The 21,666-nt window shown below is 73.4% G+C and carries 20 protein-coding genes; 3 read left to right on the forward strand and 17 right to left on the reverse strand.

The features are described 5' to 3' along the window. Positions 1-154: 154 nt before the first annotated feature. The 9 genes from P8A18_RS04935 to infC form a co-directional block, all read right to left on the reverse strand. Positions 155-685 (reverse strand): NUDIX domain-containing protein, encoded by a 531-nt coding sequence (locus P8A18_RS04935; RefSeq protein WP_306052049.1) that lies wholly within the window; start codon positions 683-685, stop codon positions 155-157. A gap of 51 nt (positions 686-736) precedes the next feature. Further along, on the reverse strand, positions 737-2,086 hold the full coding sequence (locus P8A18_RS04940; RefSeq protein WP_306052051.1) for an NsdA family TPR-like regulatory protein: 1,350 nt from the start codon (positions 2,084-2,086) through the stop codon (positions 737-739). A 304-nt stretch (positions 2,087-2,390) separates the two neighbouring features. Continuing rightward, positions 2,391-4,901: a phenylalanine--tRNA ligase subunit beta gene (gene pheT / locus P8A18_RS04945; protein WP_306052052.1), complete on the reverse strand. Its 2,511-nt coding sequence runs from the start codon at positions 4,899-4,901 to the stop codon at positions 2,391-2,393. Then, positions 4,901-6,028 carry a phenylalanine--tRNA ligase subunit alpha gene (gene pheS / locus P8A18_RS04950; protein ID WP_018556195.1) on the reverse strand — a complete coding sequence of 376 codons (1,128 nt, stop codon included), beginning with the start codon at positions 6,026-6,028 and terminating at the stop codon, positions 4,901-4,903. Before pheS ends, pheT begins: the two co-directional genes overlap by 1 nt. 155 nt (positions 6,029-6,183) lie before the next feature. Next, positions 6,184-7,335, reverse strand: coding sequence for a sensor histidine kinase (locus P8A18_RS04955; RefSeq protein ID WP_306052056.1), 1,152 nt, complete (start codon positions 7,333-7,335; stop codon positions 6,184-6,186). Between the two features lie 122 nt (positions 7,336-7,457). Further along, positions 7,458-8,300 carry a TrmH family RNA methyltransferase gene (locus tag P8A18_RS04960; RefSeq protein WP_306052058.1) on the reverse strand — a complete coding sequence of 281 codons (843 nt, stop codon included), beginning with the start codon at positions 8,298-8,300 and terminating at the stop codon, positions 7,458-7,460. A gap of 131 nt (positions 8,301-8,431) precedes the next feature. Next, a complete protein-coding gene (gene rplT, locus P8A18_RS04965; RefSeq protein ID WP_143625552.1) occupies positions 8,432-8,815 on the reverse strand; it encodes a 50S ribosomal protein L20 in 384 nt (127 codons plus the stop codon). 107 nt (positions 8,816-8,922) lie between these two features. Next, a complete protein-coding gene (gene rpmI / locus P8A18_RS04970; protein ID WP_003970213.1) occupies positions 8,923-9,117 on the reverse strand; it encodes a 50S ribosomal protein L35 in 195 nt (64 codons plus the stop codon). 122 nt (positions 9,118-9,239) lie between these two features. Next, entirely contained in the window at positions 9,240-9,995 is a 756-nt protein-coding gene (gene infC, locus P8A18_RS04975; protein ID WP_306052068.1) for a translation initiation factor IF-3, read from the reverse strand. A gap of 310 nt (positions 9,996-10,305) precedes the next feature. Here infC and P8A18_RS04980 point away from each other — a divergent pair, with 310 nt between their 5' ends. Next, the gene (locus P8A18_RS04980; RefSeq protein WP_306052070.1) at positions 10,306-10,668 is read left to right on the forward strand and encodes a DUF1844 domain-containing protein; all 363 of its coding nucleotides are present in this window, start codon (positions 10,306-10,308) and stop codon (positions 10,666-10,668) included. Between the two features lie 87 nt (positions 10,669-10,755). On the opposite strand, the gene P8A18_RS04985 is transcribed toward P8A18_RS04980, so the two are convergent. Further along, positions 10,756-11,475: an MIP family channel protein gene (locus P8A18_RS04985; protein WP_306052072.1), complete on the reverse strand. Its 720-nt coding sequence runs from the start codon at positions 11,473-11,475 to the stop codon at positions 10,756-10,758. 83 nt (positions 11,476-11,558) lie between these two features. Further along, positions 11,559-12,287, reverse strand: a complete 729-nt coding sequence (locus P8A18_RS04990) for an SseB family protein (RefSeq protein ID WP_306052074.1) — start codon at positions 12,285-12,287, stop codon at positions 11,559-11,561. 86 nt (positions 12,288-12,373) lie between these two features. Here P8A18_RS04990 and P8A18_RS04995 point away from each other — a divergent pair, with 86 nt between their 5' ends. Further along, positions 12,374-13,294 carry a serine hydrolase gene (locus P8A18_RS04995; protein ID WP_306052076.1) on the forward strand — a complete coding sequence of 307 codons (921 nt, stop codon included), beginning with the start codon at positions 12,374-12,376 and terminating at the stop codon, positions 13,292-13,294. Between the two features lie 12 nt (positions 13,295-13,306). Here the strand turns inward: P8A18_RS04995 and mycP are convergent, their stop codons facing one another. Then, entirely contained in the window at positions 13,307-14,497 is a 1,191-nt protein-coding gene (gene mycP / locus P8A18_RS05000; protein WP_306052078.1) for a type VII secretion-associated serine protease mycosin, read from the reverse strand. Further along, entirely contained in the window at positions 14,494-15,231 is a 738-nt protein-coding gene (locus P8A18_RS05005; protein ID WP_371933639.1) for a hypothetical protein, read from the reverse strand. The genes mycP and P8A18_RS05005 overlap by 4 nt, the downstream gene beginning before the upstream one ends. Positions 15,232-15,768: 537 nt before the next feature. Between P8A18_RS05005 and P8A18_RS05010 the strand changes: the two genes are divergently transcribed. Beyond that, the gene (locus P8A18_RS05010) at positions 15,769-16,971 is read left to right on the forward strand and encodes an amino acid deaminase/aldolase (protein ID WP_306052082.1); all 1,203 of its coding nucleotides are present in this window, start codon (positions 15,769-15,771) and stop codon (positions 16,969-16,971) included. Between the two features lie 8 nt (positions 16,972-16,979). On the opposite strand, the gene P8A18_RS05015 is transcribed toward P8A18_RS05010, so the two are convergent. The 4 genes from P8A18_RS05015 to P8A18_RS05030 are packed head-to-tail and all read right to left on the reverse strand — an operon-like array spanning position 16,980 to position 21,552. After that, positions 16,980-17,936: a DUF2510 domain-containing protein gene (locus P8A18_RS05015; protein ID WP_306052084.1), complete on the reverse strand. Its 957-nt coding sequence runs from the start codon at positions 17,934-17,936 to the stop codon at positions 16,980-16,982. A 40-nt stretch (positions 17,937-17,976) separates the two neighbouring features. Beyond that, on the reverse strand, positions 17,977-18,765 hold the full coding sequence (locus P8A18_RS05020; RefSeq protein ID WP_306052086.1) for a 3-oxoacyl-ACP reductase: 789 nt from the start codon (positions 18,763-18,765) through the stop codon (positions 17,977-17,979). Positions 18,766-18,771: 6 nt separating this feature from the next. Beyond that, entirely contained in the window at positions 18,772-20,136 is a 1,365-nt protein-coding gene (locus tag P8A18_RS05025; protein WP_306052088.1) for an aldehyde dehydrogenase family protein, read from the reverse strand. A 48-nt stretch (positions 20,137-20,184) separates the two neighbouring features. Next, positions 20,185-21,552 carry a glutamine synthetase family protein gene (locus P8A18_RS05030; RefSeq protein ID WP_306052091.1) on the reverse strand — a complete coding sequence of 456 codons (1,368 nt, stop codon included), beginning with the start codon at positions 21,550-21,552 and terminating at the stop codon, positions 20,185-20,187. Between the last annotated feature and the right edge of the window lie 114 nt (positions 21,553-21,666).

The following is a 21,666-nucleotide window of genomic DNA, read 5'->3' on the forward strand; positions in this document are numbered from 1 at the left end:
CGCGCCGTCTTCGGTGGACGAGTCCAGCGTGACCCCGCTTGATCGGTAAGGGCTGCGCGGTGGCGTGGAGGCTGGGGCCGCCCACCCGTACCACCGACACGGCGCAACGGTACGGGCGAGGGGCGTGCCGTCCCTCGCCCGTACCGGGTGCGGCTCAGCCCAGCCGTAAGTGGTGCAGCATCATCAGCCCGGCCGCCATGCCCGCCGCCGGGACCTCGCCGCGGGCGATCAGGTCGGGCACCAGCTTGAGCGGTATCCACTCGCGGCGCGAGGACTCGAAGGCGTCGCGGGGCTCCCCGGTCCAGGCCGCCTCCTCGCCCCAGTAGAAGTGGTGCCGGGCGTCGGTGAGGCCGTTGGACGGTTCCACGGTCAGCAGGGGGTGCAGCGGGCCGGGGCGCCAGCCGGTCTCCTCCTCCATCTCCCGGGCGGCCGCCGCGGCCGGCTCCTCGCCGTCCTCCACCACGCCCGCGGCCAGTTCCCAGCCCCAGCTGTCGGTGATGAACCGGTGCCGCCACAGCAGCAGCACCTCGTTCGCCGCGTTGACGACGGTCGCCGCCGCCACCGGGCGGAGCCGGATCACGAAGTGGTCGAGACGGCCCCCGTCGGGGAGCGCGACGTCGGCCAGATTGACCCGGAACCAACGGTTCTCATACACAGTCTGTTCGTTCAGGTTCGTCCATTGCACGGTTCTGCCACCTTCTTGCTCGTAGGTGGCCGTATCGCAGCAGACCAGGGCTCACAGCGGTACGCGCAGCGCCCCCTCGACCCGTTCGGCGGCCCGCTCCGCGTCCGCGCACCCGCTGGCGACCAGCTCCTCGCGCACCGTCCGCAGCCGGTCACGCAGCCGCTGCGACTCCATGCCGCGGGCCCGGTCCGCCATCTCGGTGGCCGTGACCGCAGCCCGGTCCGCCTCGCCCTGCCGCAGCTCGATGGTGGTCAGCATCGCGAGCCGGTGGACCATGCCCCGGTCGTGCGCGGGCGTGCTCACCGCCGCCACCGCGTGCTCCCGCGCCCCCGCGAGATCCCCGAGGCTCAACAGCGCCTCCGCCACCTGCACATCGACCAGCCCCGGCTGGACGTACCCGGTCTCGTCCGGCTCCCGGCCCGGCCGGATCCGGGCGGCCTCCGACTCGGCGTGGCCGATGCACGTCAGCGCGCCCACCCGGTCCCCGAGCCGGGCGTACGCCTTGGCCTGCATCGCGTGGAGGTCGGCGGCGAGGGCGGGGGTGATCTCGCGTCCCGCCGCGCGCAGGGCCGCCTCGGCGAAGGCCACGGACTGGCGGTACTCGGCCAGGAACAGCGACTGGTTGACCAGCAGGGCGATCACATAGCCGCCGAGCCCCCGGTCCCCGCTCGCCTTGGCCAGGCGCAGCGCCTGGTGGAAGTAGCGCTGGGCGAGGCCGTGCGCGTCGGAGTCGTAGGCGCAGATCCCGGCGACGGCCACCAACGCGCCCGTCGCGCGGTGCAGCTGACGCCCCGTCGTGTCGCTGTAGCCGCCCCGCAGCAGGGGGGCGGTCTCGGCGTTGAGAAAACCGACGACGCGCGAACGCGTCGCGATTCCGCCGGCCCTGCGGTACATCAGTTCGTAGTGGTCACGGGCGGCCCGCAGCGTTGCTATGTCGGCGGCACCGACCCGGTTGGGCCCGGCCCGTGACACATCGGCGTCCTCCGGCGGGTTCTCCCACTCCCAGACGGGCATCACCGCGGTGGTCCCGGTGGCGGCCGGCGCGGTGACGACGTACGGGCGCTGCTGGGCGTCCGACCGCCAGACGGCGGTGGCCCGTTCCACGAAGCCGGTGAGCGAGGAGCCCTGGGCGGGCGCGTGGCCGTCGGGGGCGGCCATGCCGATGTCGTCCAGCGAAACGGCCCGGCGCAGGCGGTTTCCGAGCACCTCGCAGATCAGGTCGGGCACCTCGCCGCGCGGGCGCTGGCCCTTGAGCCAGCGGGCGACGGCGGTGTGTTCGTAGCGCAGGCCCAGCCCCCGGGTGCGGCCGGCCCGGTTCACATGGGCGGCGAGTCCGGCCCGGGAGACGCCCGCCTCGTCGATCAGAGCCTCCAGCGCAGTGTTGGGCTCCCTTGGCCCCATGTCCCCCTCCGGTGGGTCGGCACGCCAGGACGTGTCGCCCCAGTGGAGCACGATTCACACGGGGTGTGAACGGAATGCCCGAACCGTCCCGCCGCGCACGCTGCCGCACGGACCGGCGGCTCGCTTGAATGAATCCCTCGCAGGACGCGGACGGGTCGCCTGCTCCCCCTCGTACAGCACGGCGACCGCCCCCCGCACAGTCCCCCGCCGGCCTGCCCGACACTCCGCGGCGGAGAGGACCTGCGAGACACAGGAGGGGCGTATCCGGTCTCCCGGATACGCCCCTCCTCATCGTGCGGAGCGGCTACGCGCCGCGCAGCACCGCGCCCGTACGCTCGGCGGCCAGCGCCACCGCCGCGTCCCGGGCGGCACTCGCCTCGTCGACCGTCAGCGTGCGGTCGCCGGCACGGAACCGCAGCGCGTACGCCAGGGACTTGCGCCCCTCGCCGATCTGCTCGCCCGTGAAGACGTCGAACAGCCGCAGCGACTCCAGGAGTTCACCCGCTCCCGCGCGCAGCGCCCGCTCCACGTCGGCGGCGGGCACGTCCTGGCCGACGACCAGCGCGACGTCCTGGGTGGCCACCGGGAAGGTGGAGATCCGCGGGGCTCGCAGGACGCCGTCCACGGCCTGCTCCAGGACGTCGAGGTCGACCTCCATGGCGCAGGTGCGCTCGGGCAGGTGGAGCTCCTTGATGACGCGCGGGTGCAGCTCGCCCGCGTGTCCGAACAGGGTCTCCTCGCCGGCGACCGTCACATACAGCGCGGCGCAGCGGCCCGGGTGCCAGGGGGCGTGCCGGTCGGCGCGGACGCTGACCTCGACACCGGCCTCGCGGGCGACGGTGCGCGCCGCCTCGACGGAGTCCGCCCAGTCGGCGGGGCGGCCCTTGCCCCACCAGCCGGCCTGCTCGCGGGCGCCCGCGAGGACTACGGCGGCGTGGCGCGGCTGGCGCGGCAGCGCGGCGTCGAGCGAGGCGATCTCCTCGTCCGACGGGCGCCGGTCGACGGGCAGCCGGACGGGCTTGGTCTCCTGCCCCGACGGCCTGAAGACCAGACCGGTCTCGAAGAGCGCGAGGTCGTGGCTGCCGCGGCCGTCGTTGCGCCGCAGCGCGCCGAGGAGGCCCGGCAGCAGCGTGGTGCGCAGCGAGGGCTCCTCGTCGGAGATCGGGTTGACCAGCTCGACGGTGCGGCGGCGGTCGTCGTCCGCCTCCAGACCGAGCTGGTCGAGGACCGCCTCGCCGGTGAACGGGTAGTTCAGCGCCTCGACGTAGCCCGCGCCCGCGAGCGCCCGGCCGACGCGGCGGTGCAGCCGCTGGCGGTCGGTGAGCCCGCGGCCGGAGGGCGGCGTCGGGAGGGTGGAGGGGAGGTTCTCGTAGCCCTCCAGCCGGATGACCTCTTCGGCGAGGTCGTTCGGCTCGTTCAGGTCGGGCCGCCAGGACGGGGTCGTGACGAAGAGCTCGTCCTGCCCGTAGACGTCGCAGCCGACCTCCTGGAGGCGGCGCACGACGGTCTCGCGGCCGTAGGTGACACCGGCGACCTTGTCGGGGTGGTCGGCGGGCATCGTGATGGTGCGGGGCGCGGAGGGGGCGGTCACCTCGGTGACACCCGCCTCGGCCGTGCCGCCGGCCAGGAGCACCAGCAGGTCGACGGTGCGCTGCGCGGCAGCGGCGGCGGCCTGCGGGTCGACGCCGCGCTCGAAGCGCTTGGACGCCTCGGAGGGCAGCTTGTGGCGGCGCGCGGTGCGGGCGATCGAGATCGCGTCGAAGTGCGCGGCCTCGATGACGACCTCGGCGGTGTGCGCGCCCTCGGCGGCGTCCGCGATCTCCGTGTCGGCGCCGCCCATGACGCCCGCGAGGCCGATGGGGCCGCGGTTGTCCGTGATGACGAGGTCCCCGGCGTCCAGGACGCGGACCGCGTCGTCGAGCGTGGTGAGCTTCTCGCCCTGCTCGGCGCGGCGCACCCCGATCGGCCCGTCGATGCGGGTGCGGTCGTAGGCGTGCAGCGGCTGGCCGAGTTCGAGCATCACGTAGTTGGTGACGTCGACGGCGAGCGAGATCGGCCGCATGCCCGCCTTCTGGAGCCGGCGCCGCATCCAGATCGGGGTACGGGCCTCGGGCTGGAGTCCGACGACGGTGCGCGCGGTGAAGCGGGAGCAGCCGATCGGGTCGGAGACCTCGACCGGGTAGCCGTACGCGTTGGGCGCGGGCACGTCCAGGAGAGCCGGGTCGCGCAGCGGCAGGCCGTAGGCGGTGGCGGTCTCGCGGGCGACGCCCCGCATCGACAGGCAGTAGCCGCGGTCGGGCGTGACGGCGATGTCGAGGACCTCGTCCACGAGTTCGAGCAGCTCGATGGCGTCGGTGCCGGCCTCGTGCTCCGGCGGCAGCACGATGATGCCGTGCGTACCGTCGTCGCCCATGCCGAGCTCGTCGGTGGAGCAGATCATGCCGTGCGAGGTCTTGCCGTACGTCTTGCGGGCGGCGATCGCGAAGTCGCCGGGCAGCACGGCGCCGGGCAGGACCACGACGACCTTGTCGCCGACGGCGAAGTTACGGGCTCCGCAGACGATCTCCTGCGGCTCGCCGGTGCCGTTGGCCGTGCCGACGTCCACCGTGCAGAAGCGGATCGGCTTCTTGAAGCCCTCCAGCTCCTCGATGGTCAGCACCTGTCCGACGACCAGCGGGCCGGTGAGGCCGGCGCCGATCTGCTCGACCGTCTCGACCTCCAGGCCGACGGCGACGAGCTTGGCCTGTACGTCACGGCCGGTCTCGGTGGCCGGCAGGTCGACGTACTCCCGCAGCCAGGAAAGCGGGACGCGCATCAGATCTCCATCCCGAAGGGCCGGGTGAACCGGACGTCACCCTCGACCATGTCTCGCATGTCTTCTACGTTGTGGCGGAACATCAGCATCCGTTCGATGCCGAACCCGAAGGCGAATCCGCTGTACTTCCGGGGGTCGACGCCGCAGGCGGTGAGCACCTTGGGGTTGACCATGCCGCAGCCGCCCAGCTCGATCCAGCCCTCGCTGCCGCAGGTGCGGCAGGGGCGGTCCGGGTTGCCGACGGACGCGCCGCGGCAGACGTAGCAGACCATGTCCATCTCGGCGGACGGCTCGGTGAACGGGAAGAAGTTCGGGCGCAGCCGGGTCTTCATGTCGGCGCCGAAGAGCGCCTGGACCATGTGGTCGAGGGTGCCCTTCAGGTCGGCCATGGTGAGGCCCTCGTCCACGGCCAGCAGCTCGATCTGGTGGAAGACCGGGGTGTGCGTGGCGTCCAGCTCGTCGGTGCGGTAGACGCGGCCGGGGCAGACGACGTAGACGGGGGGCTCGCGGTCGAGCAGCGTGCGGGCCTGGACCGGCGAGGTGTGGGTACGCAGGACGACACCGGACTCGTCGTTCTTCGCGCCGTCGGCGCCCTGGACGAAGAAGGTGTCCTGCATCTGCCGGGCCGGGTGGTCGGGCACGAAGTTCAGGGCGTCGAAGTTGAACCACTCGGCCTCGGCCTCGGGGCCCTCGGCGATCTCGTAGCCCATGGCCACGAAGACGTCGGCGACGCGCTCCATGAAGGTCGTCAGCGGGTGGCGGGCGCCGGCCGGGGTGCGGTCGTAGGGCAGGGTGACGTCCACCGCCTCCTCGACCAGGACGCGGGCGTCCCGCTCGGCCTCCAGCTCCGCCTGGCGGGCGGCGAGGGCCTTGCCCACGGCACCGCGGGCCTGGCCGACGCGCTTGCCGGCCTCGGCCTTGGCCTGCGGGGGCAGCGCGCCGATCTCGCGGTTGGCGAGCGAGAGGGGCGAGGTGCCGCCGGTGTGCGCGGTCTTCGCCTGGGCGAGCGCGTCGAGGTCGCCCGCGGCGGCGAAGGCGGCGAACGCCTCGTCCCGCATGCGCTCGATCTCTTCCGGTTTCAGTGCCTCGACCTCGACTGGGTCGTACGACTTGTTCGGTGCCGACATCTCTTCCCGTACTTCCGATTGGCTGGTACTGCGCTTACCGGGGGATACCCCCGGGCCCCCGTGGCCCCGCTCGACGCCAGGAGGGCACAAAGGTGCCAAGGGTCGAGTCTAAGGGTCACGAGATGTGCGGGGCGCCCGTGGGCCGCTCGGGCCCGCTACTGCATGTAGGCCGGCGTGCTCACGGGCAGCATAAATCGGAACTCGGCGCCGCCTCCGGGGCCGCGGCCGACCGTGATGGTGCCGCCGTGGGCCTCGACGATGCCCTTGACGATGTAGAGGCCGAGGCCCGTGCCGCCGCGCTTGCTCCCCCGCCAGAACCGGGTGAAGACACGGCTCATGGACTCCTCGGGGATGCCGGGACCTTCGTCGCTCACGGTGACGGCCGCTCCCCTCTCGTCGCTCTTCGCCGGTGCGGGTGCCACGTCGATGGTGACAGTTCCCTCGCCGTGGCGCACCGCGTTTTCCAGCAGGTTGCCGAGGACCTGGTCGACCTTGTCGGGGTCGGCCCACACGGCGGGCAGCGGCTGGCAGGTGCGGACGAGGAAGCGGCCCGGGTCCTGGCCGGCCGCCGTGTGCGCCCGGACGTGGCGCTCGACGGCTGCGGAGAGGTCCACGGGCTGGCGCCGCAGCTCCAGGCGGCCCGAGTCGATCCGGGAGATGTCCAGGAGCTCGGTGATGAGCCGGGTGACCCGGTTGGCGTCCGCGTAGACGGTCTCCAGCATCAGGCGCTTCTGGGCGTCCGTGAACCGCTCCCATTTGGCCAGGAGGGTCGCGGTGAAACCCTTGACCGAGGTCAGCGGCGAGCGCAGTTCGTGGGCGACGGTCGCGATCAGCTCGGCGTCGCTGCGCTCGGTACGGCGCCGGGCCTCGGTGCCGCGCAGGCTGATCACCAGCCGGCTCACCGGTCCGGTGGGGCTCTCGCGTACGTAGCGGGCGGAGACGAGGACCTCGCGGCCGCCGGGCAGCAGGAGGTTGCGCTCGGGCTGGCCGACGCGGGTGGCGAGGCCGCCGTAGGGGTCGGTCAGCTCCCACCAGCGGCGGCCCTTGAGGTCCTCCAGCGGCAGTGCGTGCTCCACCGGGCGGCCGAGGGCGGCGGCCCTGGGGACGGCGGTGATGCGGACGGCGGCGGCGTTGAAGCAGATGATCCGGCCGGTCTCGTCCGCGACGACCAGCCCGTCGGGGAGGTCGTCGGGGTCCAGCGCCTGTCCGCCGGGGCCGGTGCCCGCGACGGTCACGCCGTCCGGCTCACCGGCGGCGCGCACGACGGCCGTGCGTGTCGCCCGCGGCCCGCTCATGCCGACAGCCATATCCCGTACCCCACCTCTCGAACCGGTGCAGTGGGCCCCCGAGTTCGTCACCCTACTAGTCGTCGGTGACGGAGCGACACCCTGCGGGGACTCTCCGCTGGGGACAGGGGTGCGTGGCGGGGTCAGCCGGCCGTGCGGCGGGGGCGCTGGGCGCGCGCGGAGGCGTACAGGCAGACCGCGGCGGCGGTGGCGAGGTTGAGGCTCTCGGCCTTGCCGTGGATCGGGACCCGCACGACGGCGTCGGCCAGGGCGCGGGTCTCCTCGGGCAGGCCCCACGCCTCGTTGCCGAAGACCCAGGCGGTGGGCCCGCCCATCGTGCCGGCGTCGAGTTCGTCGTCCAGGTCGTCCGCTCCGGCGCCGTCGGCGGCCAGGATGCGCACGCCCGCCGCGCGCAGCCCCCGTACCGCCTGCTCGACGGGCACGCCCACGGCGACCGGCAGGTGGAAGAGCGAACCGACCGAGGCACGGACCGACTTGGGGTTGTACAGGTCGACGGAGGCGTCGGTCAGGACGACCGCGTCGGCTCCCGCGGCGTCGGCGCAGCGCAGCACCGTGCCGGCGTTGCCGGGGTCGCGGACGTGGGCCAGGACGGCGACCAGCTTGGGCCGGGCGGCGAGGATCGATTCGAAGGGCGAGTCGAGGAAGCGGCAGACCCCGATCAGCCCCTGCGGGGTGACGGTCTGGGAGACGTCGGCCAGGACGTCGCCGTCGGCGAGGTGGACGCGGGCGCCCGCGTCGTGGGCGGCTTCGATGATGGGCGCGTAGCGCTCGGCGGCCTCGACGGTGGCGAAGAGTTCGGTCAGGGTCGGCTCGCCGTCGTCGCCCCGGTGGACGGCGGCCTCACGCACGGCCTGCGGCCCCTCGGCGATGAACCTGCGCTCCTTGCCGCGGAAGTTGCGCCTGGCCAGCCGCCGGGCGGCGGCGACCCGTGGCGAACGCGGGGAGATCAGTTCAGGGATGCCCATGATCGGCGGCGAGCCTCTCTGCGTACGAGGGTGCGGGTCGTGACAGGTGGTGACGGGGCGTGCAACGCACCGGACCCGCAGACGGCGAGCGCCTGCGGGTCCGGTTCGGAAACCGAGAAGTGCGGCCTGGATCAGGCGGCCTTCGGGGCGTTGACGTCGCTCGGGAGGGCCTTCTGGGCGACCTCGACGAGGGCGGCGAACGCGTTGGCGTCGTTGACCGCGAGCTCGGCCAGGATCTTGCGGTCCACCTCGACGTTGGCGGCCTTCAGACCCTGGATGAGGCGGTTGTACGTCATGCCGTTCTGGCGGGCAGCGGCGTTGATGCGCTGGATCCACAGCTGACGGAAGTCGCCCTTGCGCTTCTTGCGGTCGTTGTAGTTGTAGACCAGGGAGTGGGTGACCTGCTCCTTGGCCTTGCGGTACAGGCGCGAGCGCTGTCCGCGGTAGCCGCTGGCCTGCTCCAGGATCGCCCGGCGCTTCTTGTGTGCGTTGACTGCCCGCTTGACGCGTGCCACTTGTTAACTCCTTGTAGCGGGGCCGTGGTCGTACTCACACGGCCCGGAAACGAATTGGTCCCGGTCGGATCGAGGGCGCGTCCCCGGACTGGGCGGGGACGGCGGCCTCACTTGCCGAGAAGCTTCTTGATCTTCTTGGCGTCGGCCGGAGCCACGACGACCGTGCCGGTCAGCGAGCGGGTCTTCTTGGACGACTTGTGCTCAAGAAGGTGGCGCTTGCCGGCCCTCTCGCGGAGCACCTTGCCGGAGCCGGTGATCTTGAAGCGCTTGCTGGCACCGCTGTGCGTCTTGTTCTTCGGCATCGCGCCGTTCTCTCCTCGTCAGTGGCGCCCCTCTCGGTGCGGGGCACCGGACCTCAGGGGCGTCAGATCTTCATGGGATTCCGGGGGGACCCGGGGGGCGCCTGGATGGCGGCCCCCGAAGGTCACGCCTCGGAAGGTGTCTCGGCCTCGGGCGCCTCGGCCGGAGCCTCGGGCGCCTCGGCCGGAGCCTCGGGCGCCTGGTCCGCGGGCCCGGCGTCGGGGGTGTTGTTCCCCTGGCGCTCCGCCTTGCGGGCGGCCTGGGCCTCGCGGGCCTCGGCCATGGCTTCGGTCTTCTTCTTGTGCGGGCCCAGAACCATGATCATGTTCCGGCCGTCCTGCTTCGGGTTGGACTCGATGAAGCCGAGTTCCTCCACGTCCGAAGCGAGACGCTGGAGCAGCCGGAAGCCCAGCTCGGGGCGGGACTGCTCGCGACCACGGAACATGATCGTGATCTTGACCTTGTCGCCCTGCTTGAGGAACCGGACGACGTGACCCTTCTTGGTGTCATAGTCGTGCGGGTCGATCTTCGGCCGGAGCTTCATTTCCTTGATGACCGTGTGCGCCTGGTTCTTGCGCGCCTCACGGGCCTTCATGGCCGACTCGTACTTGAACTTCCCGTAGTCCATGAGCTTGCACACGGGCGGACGGGCGGTAGCCGCCACCTCGACCAGGTCGAGGTCGTACTCCTGTGCGAGTTCCAGGGCCTTGGCAAGCGGAACAATCCCGACCTGCTCGCCACTGGGACCGACAAGTCGCACCTCGGGCACGCGAATCCGGTCGTTGATGCGGGGCTCGGCGCTGATGGATCCTCCTCGGTAGCACCACGCGGCCGCCTGGCGGACAGCCGCGTAACGTCTGTTTCGACGGACCAACCGCATCGGAGCAAGAAAAATGCCCCGGACGGGACACAGGCGGGGCTCCTGGCAAACCGGAACACCGCCACGGTGAACCGCGGGGCGCATCGGGCGGTTCCATCGTCCGTACGGAACGATGGGCACCACCTGACCGGTGACCCGCCGCCCTGAGGACGGCCAGGTGGGAGATCGGAGCCTCCACTTGTGGGCCGGGCACATAGCTGCCCAGCCGGTCGTTACACAAGGTTAGCAGCTCGGCGGGGCCCGCACCAACCGGCCCACACACCCGCTCCCGCGGGCGGAGGGCCGGCGCCGTGGGCCTATCGTAAGGCGCATGAGTGACGCGACCCCCAGCAGTGATTCCCCCGGCTTCGACGAGATGGCCCGCGACATCGCGGAGGTGCCCGCCGTCGAGGTGATCGTGACGGTCGCGGTCAACCTGATGAGCGCCGCCGCCGTGAAGCTCGGGCTGACCGAGGACGGCGACGACCACAAGGACCTGGACGAGGCCCGCAAGCTGGTCCACGCGCTGGCCGGACTGCTGGACGCGAGCACCACCGAGATCAGCTCCTTCCACGCTGCTCCGCTGCGTGACGGCCTGAAGTCCCTCCAGCTGGCCTTCCGCGAGGCCTCGCTCGTCCCGGACGAGCCGGGCAAGGGGCCGGGCGAGAAGTACACCGGCCCGGTCTTCGGCTGAGCGCCGCCCGCCCCTTCCTCCGTACGTACCCGAATGAGCCCCCTGCCGGTCCTTCCGGCAGGGGGCTCATCGCGTCGCGGGCGCGGGTCAGACCTCGGCGGTCGCCTCGGCGGTGGCCTCCCCGCCGCGCATCGAGGGGTGGGTCAGCCGGTGGGCGAGCGCCGCGAGCAGGCCGCCGACCAGCGGGGCCACGATGAACAGCCACAGCTGGGAGAGGGCGGCGCCACCCGCGAACAGGGCCGGGCCCAGGCTGCGGGCCGGGTTGACCGAGGTGCCGGTGAGCGGGATACCGACCAGGTGGATCACCGCGAGGGAGATCCCGATGGGCAGTCCGTCGAAGCCCACGACCGCCACCTTGTGGGTCACCGCGAGGACCACGAAGACCAGCAGGAAGGTGAGCACGATCTCGGCGAGGAAGGCGCCGCCGAGGTTGATGTGCACGTCGGAGCGGCTGCCGTAGCCGTTGCTGCCGAACTTTCCGCTGGTCTTCAGCCCCGGCACCTGCTTGGCCAGCAGGAACAGCAGCGCCGCCCCGGCGATACCGCCGAGGAACTGCGCGATCCAGTACGTGACCGCGGTGCGCACGTCGATCCGCCGGGCGGTCAGCATGCCCAGGGTGACCGCCGGGTTGAGATGGCATCCGGAGATCGGACCGAGGGCGTAGGCGAGCGCGAGGAGTACGAAACCGAAGGCCAGGGCGATGCCCACGGTCCCGATGTACTCGACGCACAGCACCGCCGCTCCCACGGCGAAGAAGACCAGCAGCAGGGTGCCGAGAAACTCCGACACGGCTGTCCGCGTCTGCATACAACCACCTCGCGAAGATCGTCCCTTTTCTTCGCAATTCTCCGGCCGGTCGCGGTGTCGCGCGCGCTGAGCCGTACGGGTGATCAGCGCGTGAACAGGGCCTCACCGGGCGTGTGCGCTCCGGCCGGGAGAAGCGCGAGGTCCAAGCCCCGCACCAGCCGGGCGCGCAGCACCTCGTCGGCCGCCAGGGCACGGGCGACGCGGGCCGCCGCCTCGGCGGGGTCGGTGCCCGCCGCGAGGACCAGGGCGAGGGTGCCGTCCGCGCTGCCCGGCCCGAGGTGGGCGCTGAGCACGGCGGGTTCGGCGGCGACCGCGTCCCGTACGGCGGCGGTGACGGCGGGGTCGTCCAGCGGGTTCGCGCTGGTGCGGCCCTCGGCGAGGGCGAGCAGGGCCGGTCCTGTCAGCTCGAAGGCCACCGGGCCCGCGAGGTCGAGCACCACCGTGTCGGCCTTCTCGTGCGCGGCGGCCCGGAGCGCCTGGTGCAGGGGTACGGCGACGGGCCGGGCCTGCGGGTCCCAGCGGGCCAGCGAGGCGGTGGAGGTGAAGGCGGGCAGCGCGCGGCGGCCGCCGGCCTGGAGGGTCGGGACGGCCATGTCGCTGGTCTTCTCCCGGCGCAGGCCCCTCTCGTCCTCCTCCACCTCGCCGAGCACGGCCACGACGGGGACCAGGAGCCGGGCCCCCCGTAGCGCTTCGAGCACCGGTTCGACGGCGGTGCGGTCCTCGGCCCAGGCGGCCAGCGCCCCGGCCAGTGCGGGGTCGGCCGTGCCGTCGTCGTCGGAGTAACCGGGGTCCGGAATGTTCTTCTGCTCCACAGGGCGAGCGTAGTGCCTGGTCGTTCTCATCCTGCCGACAGGTGGGGCCCAGCCCGTTCTCAGCCTCGGTTCCTAGCGTCCGGACCATGCCCCGACACCGCGTGCGCCGATCCGTTCCGCCCGTCTCCCTGGCGGCCGCCGTCATGCTGGCCGCGTCGGCCGCGACGGGCACGTACCTCGTGGGGCGCTCGCCGGACCGGGCGCCGGCCGCCGTCGCCTCCGTATCGTCGGCGTCGCCGGCCTCGTCGCCGGCGTCCGCGGAGTCGAGTGAGGAGCCGGTGGTGGATCTGGACGCGGAGCTGGCCGGGGCCGTCGCACCGCTGCTGGGCACGGCGCCCGGGGCGGCGCTCTCGGTCGCGGTGCTGGACAGCGGGGGCGGGGCGCGCGCGGTGTACGGGGGCGGGAAGGCGGCGTACGACACGGCGAGCATCGTCAAGGTGGACATCCTGGCGGCGCTGCTGCTGCGGGCGCAGGACGAGGGGCGCGAGCTGACCGCGGACGAGCGCGCGCGGGCGGCCGCGATGATCGAGAAGAGCGACAACGACTCGGCGACCGCGCTGCTGGCGGCGGTCGGCGGGGCGGCCGGGCTCGACGCCGCGAACGAGCGGCTGGGGCTGACGGCCACGACCGCCGCGCAGGCGTGGGGGCTGACCAGGACCACGGCGGCCGACCAGCTGACGCTGCTGGGGGCGGTGTTCGGTACGGAGGCGGACGCGGAGCTCGGCGCGACGTCCCGGGCCTATGTGCGGGGGCTGATGTCCCAGGTGGAGGCCGACCAGCAGTGGGGCGTGTCGGCCGCGGGCGAGAGCTGGGCGCTGAAGAACGGCTGGATGCCGCGTTCCGCCACCGGGCTGTGGAACGTCAACAGCATCGGCCGGGTGACGGCGGACGGGCACACCTACTTGGTGGCGGTGCTCTGTGACGGCGGGCAGACCAAGGAGTCGGGCATCTCGCTGGTCGAGTCAGCGGCGAAGGCGGCCGTGGAGGTGCTGAAGGCCGCGCGGTGAGGGCGGGCGGGGTCAGCGGCGCCGGGCGAACGGGGAGCGGCCGTCGCGCCCGCGCCACAGCACCACGGCTCCCGCGAGCAGGAGCACCCCCAGGCCGCCGGCCGCCGGGGCGAGCCAGCCGGCCGGTCCGTCGTCCTCGGGCTCGGGCGTGGGTCCGGTGCCGAAGTACCGCTTGCGGTAGCCGGCGGTGTCGGCGCCCGCGTCGGCGGGGCGCAGGGCGGCGCCCGCCTCGATGGCCGCGGCCGGGTCGACGATCCCGTAGCCGCGCGCGTCGTCGCGGCCGGAGGCGGGGGCGTCGCGCGCGGTGTCCGTGAGGAGCTTCCTGATCTGCGCGGGCGAGAGCCCGGGGTGGGCGGACCTGACGAGGGCCACCGCCCCGGAGACGAACGCGGCGGCCGCCGAGGTGCCCCACTCCACGTAGTACTTGCGGTCGGGGGCCGGTACGACGATGTCGTCGCCGGGTGCGCTCACGGTGGCGTACCAGCGGCGGGTGGAGAACGAGGCGTGGGTGCCGTACCGGTCCACGGCGGCGGCCGCGATCACTCCGGGGTAGGCGGCGGGGTACGAGATGTGGTCGCCCTTCTCTCCCCCGTTGCCGGCCGAGGCGACGACGACGGCGCCCTTCTTCAGCGCGTACTGGACGGCTGCGTCCTCGCCGGGCTCGGGGTGTGCGGACTCGCTGTCGTCACCCAGGGAGAGGTTGATGACGTCGGCCCCGTGGTCGGCGGCCCAGCGGATGCCGTCGGCGAGTGCCGTGCCCCGGGTCCTGCGGGCCTCGGCGCGGGCCGGGTCGCTCGCTTCGAGGATGACGCGCACCGGCAGGATCCTCGCCTCGGGGGCGATGCCGAGCACACCGTCGGCGCGGCCCTCGCCGTGGCCCCGGCCCGCGATGATCCCGGCCATGGCGGTGCCGTGCCGGGCCCAGGCCTTGTCGCCGCGGACCGCGCCGAAGCCGATCATGTCCTTGCCGGCCAGGACCTGGCCCGCCAGGTCGGGCAGGCTTCCGTCGACCCCGGTGTCGACGACGGCGACGGTGACGCCCTTGCCGCGGGTGGTCTGCCAGGCCCGGTCGGTGTGCAGGGCGTCCAGGCCCCACTGCTGGGCCCGGATGGTGTCCGCGGCGGCCGGGGTGGCGGGCAGCAGCGCGAAGGCGGTGGCCGCGCAGAGGGCGCCCAGGAAGCGGCGGCGGGCGCGGCGGGTCATTCCGGCTTCTCCGTGAGGTCGGCGATCTTGGTGCGCAGGACGCGCTCGACGCGGTCGGCCATGCCCTTGGCCTCGTGGCCGAGTCCGGCCTGCGCGGCGGCGGTCGTGGCGCCCGACGCCATGGCCCGGTCGGCGGGCTGGGGCGAGGCGGTCACGCGCCCGTCGGCGAACCCGGACACGGCGTAGACGACGACGGGCAGCTCGCTCAGCACCCGCACGGACCAGCTGGCGCGCTGCCGGTTGCCGAACGCGGCGGCGGGGCTGTTGTCCACGGGGTAGGTGCGGGGCAGCAGGTCGGCGCGCCGGTCGAGGTGCTCGTCGGCGAACCGGGTGCTCAGGGCGCGCATCGCGTCGGTGTCGCCCTCGGTGAAGACGAGCCCGACGGTGGTGACGCTGCTGGCCGTCGCGTCCGTGTAGGTGGCGCGCAGCACGTGCGCGCAGCCGGCCGGGCGGAGCGTCTTGGCCAGCAGGGGGTCCAGTGCGGTGGCGCAGCCGCTGTCCGGGGCGACGGCGAGCCTGGTCCAGACCCGGTCGGCCCCGCCGGGCCCGGCGCCGTTCCCCTTGAGGGTGCGGGGGAAGAGGGTGTCCACGGGGATGCTGTGCCAGGCGTCGCGGCCCACGGTGTAGGCGCTGCGGGCGACCGGGTCGGCGGTGGAGTCGCTGATGAGCCAGCTGCCGGTGGCGGCTCCGCCGATCAGTCCGAGACCGAGCACGGCGCAGACGCCGGCGGCCACGGTCCGGTACGGACGCCGGAAGTGCGCGGGGGGCTTTCCGGGGAGCGGCGGGGCCGTCGGGGGCGGTGGGGCACTCGTGCCCGGATACCAGGTCGGGGGGAAGTACGGGGCCGGGGGCGGCGGGCTCGCGGGACGCGGCGGGGTGGTCGGGCGGGGCGGGACGGGAGCGCGCTGCGCCTCGGTACTCATCCGCCCCCCTGGTCCGTTCCGTACCGCGCGCGGACCCCGCCTTGGCCGGACGGGACGCCGCTCGCCGTGTGGGCGTCACTCTACGGGCTGCGGCGCCCCAGGTGGGAGCGGGCGGCCCGGCACCGGACGATCTGCGCGGATCGTCCCCCTCGGGGCTGTCCCGTAATCCCTGGCGGGCGTACGACGCCGGCTGCGGCCGCTCGCCGTGTGGCCGGAACACCCGGATACATCCGGTATGCGGACGGCCTTCCGCCTCGCGGCGCACCGCGCCCGACGCCGCGTGCTGATCCACCAGGGATTACGGGACAGCCCTTACCCAGCGGTACAACCGTCTGGCAAGCTGCGGCCATGACTGCCCGTGCCACTGACCGGACCCGCTACGACCGGGCCACCGCACATCTCGACGCGCCCGTGGCCGTCGTCGATCTGGAGGCGTTCGACGCCAACGCCGACGACCTCGTGCGCCGCGCCGGCGGCAAGCCCATCCGCGTGGCGAGCAAGTCGGTGCGCTGCCGGGCCCTACTGGAACGGGTGCTGGCCCGGCCCGGGTTCGCCGGGATCATGTCGTTCACGCTCGCGGAGTCGCTGTGGCTGGCGCGCGCCGGGTTCGAGGACGTGCTGCTCGCGTATCCCTCCGCCGACCGGCCGGCGTACGCGGAGCTGGCCGCCGACCCGAAGCTCGCCGCCGCCGTGACGGTGATGGTGGACGACCACGCCCAGCTGGACCTGATCGACGCGGCGCGGGCGGGCGGCACCCAGGAGATCCGGGTCTGCCTGGAGCTGGACACCTCGCTGCGGATGCTGGGCGGCCGGGTCAGGATCGGGGCCCTGCGCTCGCCGCTGCGCTCCCCCGCCCAGCTGGCCGAGCTGGCCAGGTCCGTGGAGCGGCGGCCCGGCTTCCGGCTGGTGGGGCTGATGGCGTACGAGGGGCACATCGCGGGGGTCGGTGACTCGGTCGCGGGCCGGCCGCTGCGGTCCCGGGCGATCCGGCTCATGCAGGCGACGGCCCGCAGGGAGCTGGCGGTCCGGCGGGCCGAGGTGGTGCGGGCGGTGCGGGCCGTGGCGCCGGACCTGGAGTTCGTGAACGGCGGCGGTACCGGCAGCGTGCAGCACACCGCGGCGGAGGACGCCGTGACGGAGATCGCTGCCGGTTCGGGCCTCTACGTGCCGCGCCTGTTCGACAACTACACCTCGTTCACCGCGCGCCCGGCGGCGCTGTTCGCGCAGCCCGTGGTGCGCCGGCCCGGGGTCGGCGTGGTGACGGTGCTCGGGGGCGGCTACCCGGCGTCGGGGGCGGCAGGGGCGGACCGGCTGCCGGTCCCGTATCTGCCGGAGGGGCTGCGCTACGACCCGCAGGAGGGGCCCGGCGAGGTGCAGACCCCGCTGCTGGGCGCCCCGGCCGACGATCTGCTGATCGGCGACAAGGTGTGGTTCCGGCACGCGAAGGCCGGTGAGCTGTGCGAGCGGTTCGACACGTTGCGGCTGATCGAGGGCGACCGGGTGACGGCGACCGTGCCGACGTACCGGGGCGAGGGCCGCACGTTCCTCTGAGGCGCGTTCTACCGTTCGATCGCGCTGCCGACGCCGCCGTCGGTCGCGCTGTCGCCGATCGGCCGGATGCCCCGGGTGAGGGTGTCCATGAGCGTGAGCGGCGGTCCGTCGGGGCCGGCGTCGAAGGCGTACCGGACGATGACGGGCGACTCGCTGCCGACGGCCGAGGGGAAGGCGAGCGACTGTACGTAGCCGCCGGGGCCCTTGGCGGTGGTGACCTTCCAGCGGATGAAGTAGCCGGTGCGGCCGGCCACGGCGACCTCGCCCGCGGCGATCTGCCGGTGCGAGGTGATGCCGCCGTGGATGCGCCGGCCGACGTAGTCCTCCTCGTAGGCGCGGTCGGCGGCCTCGCCGATGTCCTCCTTGGCCAGCGCCTGCGGTGTGGTGGCGTCGGTGCCGCTCGGGGTCCGGGTGCTGACCGTTCCGTGGTAGCAGAAGGACGAGGAGGCCCCCGGGCAGTCGTAGGAGCCCTTGGTGCGGATGCTGAGGAGGCCGTCCCCGATGGCGCGCTCCGGCCGCTCCCAGCCGTCGGGGATGGGCAGGGTGATGCCGTTGAGCTGGTCCACGAGCACCGTGGGGTCCTGCGCCGACGGCGAGCCGGCCGGGGAAGGGCTTTCGCCGCCGGGGGCCGCGTCGTCCGTGCCGGTCCGGGTGGGTGTGCGCGTGGAGTGGGCCTGCGGGCTCGCGGGGTCCTCGTCGCCGCCGTTGCCGGTGAGCAGGACGGCCCCGGTCACGAAGGCGCCGACGACGAGCGCACCGGCCGCCACGAGCGCGACGGCTCGTGCGCTGCCGCCGCCCCTGCCGCCCGCCGGGGCGGCCGGCTGGTGCGCGGCGTACGGCGGGGCGGGGGCGGCGGCAGGTGCGACGGCGCGGATGTGGGCGGTCCAGGCCGTCCCGTCCCACCAGCGTTCGCTGCCGGGCGCGGACGTGTCCGGATACCAGCCGGGCGGGGTCGCGTTGCTCATCGCCCCACTCTAGAAGAGGCGATGCCCGGCGGGGACCCGGCTACAGGGGTGTGACGTAGGCGCCGGAGATGCCGCCGTCGACCAGGAAGTCGGTGGCGTTGACGAACGAGGAGTCGTCGCTCGCCAGGAACGCGACGGCGGCGGCGATCTCGGTCGCCTCGGCGAAGCGGCCGAGCGGGATGTGCACCAGCCGGCGGGCCGCGCGCTCCGGGTCCTTCGCGAACAGCTCCTGGAGCAGCGGGGTGTTGACGGGTCCGGGGCACAGCGCGTTGACGCGGATGCCCTCGCGGGCGAACTGGACGCCCAGTTCGCGGGTCATCGCCAGCACCCCGCCCTTGGAGGCGGTGTACGAGATCTGGGAGGTCGCGGCGCCCATCCGGGCCACGAAGGAGGCGGTGTTGATGATGGAGCCGCGGCCCTGGCGGCGCATGTAGGGCAGGGCCGCCTTGCAGCAGAGGTAGACGGAGGTGAGGTTGACGTCCTGGACGCGTTGCCACGCCTCCAGTCCTGTGGTGAGGATCGAGTCGTCGTCGGGCGGCGAGATGCCGGCGTTGTTGAACGCGATGTCGACCGATCCGTAGGTGTCGTCGGCGGTCCGGAACAGCTCCGCGACCTGTCCGGGGTCGGTCACGTCGACGCGTACGAAGGTGCCGCCGACCGCTTCGGCCGCCGCCTCGCCGGCCGCCGCGTCGATGTCGCCGCAGACGACGTGGGCCCCTTCGGAGGCGAGCCGGTGGGCGGTGGCCAGGCCGATGCCGCTGCCGGCGCCGGTGATGACGGCGGTGCGGCCGACGAGGCGGCGGCAGACGATCGAGTGGTCCGTGGTCATGGGGGTTCAGGCCTCCGTACTGAGGAAGACGTTCTTGGTCTCGGTGAAGGCGGCGAGGGCGTCGGGCCCGAGTTCGCGGCCGATGCCGGACTGCTTGAACCCGCCGAACGGGGTCCAGTAGCGCACCGCGGCATGCGAGTTGACGGAGAGGTTGCCCGCCCTGACGGCCTGGGCGACGCGCAGCGCGCGCCCCACGTCCCGCGTCCAGAGCGAGCCGGCGAGGCCGTACTCGGTGGCGTTGGCGAGCCGCACGGCGTCCGCCTCGTCCTCGAAGGGCAGCACGACGGCGACGGGCCCGAAGACCTCGTCGGTGGCGACGGGAGCGTCGGCGGGGGTGTCGGTGAGGACGGTCGGCGGGAACCAGAAACCGGGCCCCTCGGGGGCGCTTCCCCGGATCGCGGCGGCGCCCTCGGGGACGTAGCCGCGTACCCGTTCCAGCTGGGTACGGGAGATGAGCGGGCCCATCCGGGTCTTCTCGTCGGCGGGGTCGCCGACGACGACCGACGCGACGGCGGGGGCGAGGAGTTCCAGGAAGCGGTCGTACGCGGAGCGCTGTACGAGGATGCGGGTGCGGGCGCAGCAGTCCTGGCCCGCGTTGTCCAGGAAGGAGAGGGGTGCGGCGGCGGCCGCGGCCTCGATGTCGGCGTCGGCGAAGACGATGTTGGGGCTCTTGCCGCCGAGTTCGAGGGTGAACCGCTTCAGACTCTCGGCGCACTTGGCCATGATCCGCTTGCCGGTGCGGGTGGAGCCGGTGAAGACGATCTTGGCGACGCCGGGGTGTTCGACCAGGGCGTTGCCGGCCTCGTCGCCCGCGCCGGGCAGGACCTGGAAGAGGTGTTCGGGCAGGCCCGCCTCCAGGGCGATCTCGGCGAGCCTGAGGGCGGTCAGCGGGGTGGTCTCGGCGGGTTTGAGGACGACGGCGTTGCCGGCGGCGAGGGCGGGGGCGGTGCCCCAGGCGGCGATGGGCAGGGGGAAGTTCCAGGGTGCGATCACGCCGACGACGCCGAGGGGTTCCAGGAGGGTGAGGTCGATGCCGCCGGGGACGGGGATCTGCCGGCCGCTGAGCCGTTCCACTCCCCCGGCGGCGAAGTCGAGCAGGTCGCGGACGTTGCCCGCCTCCCAGCGGGCGTTGTTGATGGTGTGTCCGGCCTCCGTGACCTCCAGACGGGCCAGCTCCTCGGTGCGGGAGTCGACGGCGGCGGCGAAGCGGCGCAGCAGCCGGGCCCGGTCGGCGGGGGCGAGCGCGGCCCAGGTGCGCTGGGCGGCGACGGCGCGGGTGATGGCGGTGTGCACGCCGGCCGGGGTGGTGGCCGGGACGGTGGCCACGACCTCCCCGGTCGCCGGGTTCAGGACGTGGTGCTCGTGGATCACGCGGGCCTCACAGGCGTTCGAAGGAGCGGTGCCGGGGTCACGCGGGCGTCAGAGGCGTTCGAAGGAGCGGCGCAGCTCCCAGTCGGTCACCGCCGCGTCGAAGGCGTCCAGTTCGACGCGGGCCATGGTGCGGTAGTGCGCCACGACGTCCTCGCCGAAGGCCTCGCGGGCGATCTCGCTGGCCTCCCAGAGCGCGGCGGCCTCGCGCAGGGTGGCGGGGACCTGCTCGTAGGCGGCGGTGTAGGCGTTGCCCTCGCAGGGGTCGGGGAGTTCGAGCTTGTGCTCAATGCCGTGGAGGCCGGCGGCGACGAGGGCGGCGACGGCCAGGTAGGGGTTGACGTCGCCGCCGGGGAGCCGGTTCTCGAAGCGCAGCGAGTGGCCGTGGCCGACGACGCGCAGCGCGCAGGTCCGGTTGTCGTGGCCCCAGGCGACGGCGGTCGGGGCGAAGGAGCCGGGGCGCAGCCGCTTGTAGGAGTTGATGTTCGGCGCGAAGAGGAGGCTGAGGTCGCGCAGGGCGGCGAGCTGGCCGGCCAGGAAGTGCCGCATCACCGGGGACATGGCGCCGTCCTCGTCGGCCATGGCGGACCGGCCGGGGTCGGTGGTGGAGCGGAGCGAGAGGTGGATGTGGCAGGAGTTGCCCTCGCGCTCGTTGAACTTGGCCATGAAGGTGAGGGCGAAGCCTTCCTGGGCGGCGATCTCCTTGGCGCCTGTCTTGTAGACGGCGTGCTGGTCGCAGGTGACCAGGGCCTCGTCGTAGCGGAACACGATCTCGTGCTGGCCGGGGTTGCACTCGCCCTTGGCGGACTCGACGGCGAGGCCGGCGCCCGCCATCTCGTTGCGGATGCGGCGCAGCAGCGGCTCGACGCGGCCGGTGCCGAGGACGGAGTAGTCGACGTTGTACTGGTTGACCGGGGTCAGATCGCGGTAGCCGCGGTCCCAGGCCTGTTCGTAGGTGTCCTTGAAGACGATGAACTCGAGTTCGGTGCCGGCGTGCGCCGTGTAACCGTGCTCGGCCAGGCGTTCGAGCTGGCGGCGCAGGATCTGCCGGGGCGCGGCGGTGACGGGCGAGCCGTCGGCCCAGGCGAGGTCGGCGAGGACCATGGCGGTGCCCTCGTGCCAGGGGACCCGGCGCAGGGTGCCGAGGTCGGGGCGCATCGCGAAGTCTCCGTAGCCGTTGTCCCAGGAGGACATGGCGTAGCCGTCGACGGTGTTCATGTCGGTGTCGACGGCGAGGAGATAGGCGCAGCCCTCGGTGCCGTGCCGCACGACCTCGTCGAGGAAGAAGGGGGCGGCGAAGCGTTTGCCCTGGAGCCGCCCCTGCATGTCGGGGAAGGCCAGGACCACGGTGTCGATCTCGCCGCTGTGCACGAGGCGGCGCAGGTCTCCGAGGGCGAGCGGGGGTGTTCGGTCGGACACGGACGGGTCCTCTCCTCACGGGCCGGCAGGCGGTCCAAATCTATGGGCAGGGCGGGGGTTGTGGGTACGGTGCCGGGTGTTCCGCGCGCCGTGCGGGGGACGCTCCGTGCGAGG

This window comes from Streptomyces sp. Mut1 (assembly GCF_030719295.1).
GTDB lineage: Bacteria > Actinomycetota > Actinomycetes > Streptomycetales > Streptomycetaceae > Streptomyces > Streptomyces castrisilvae.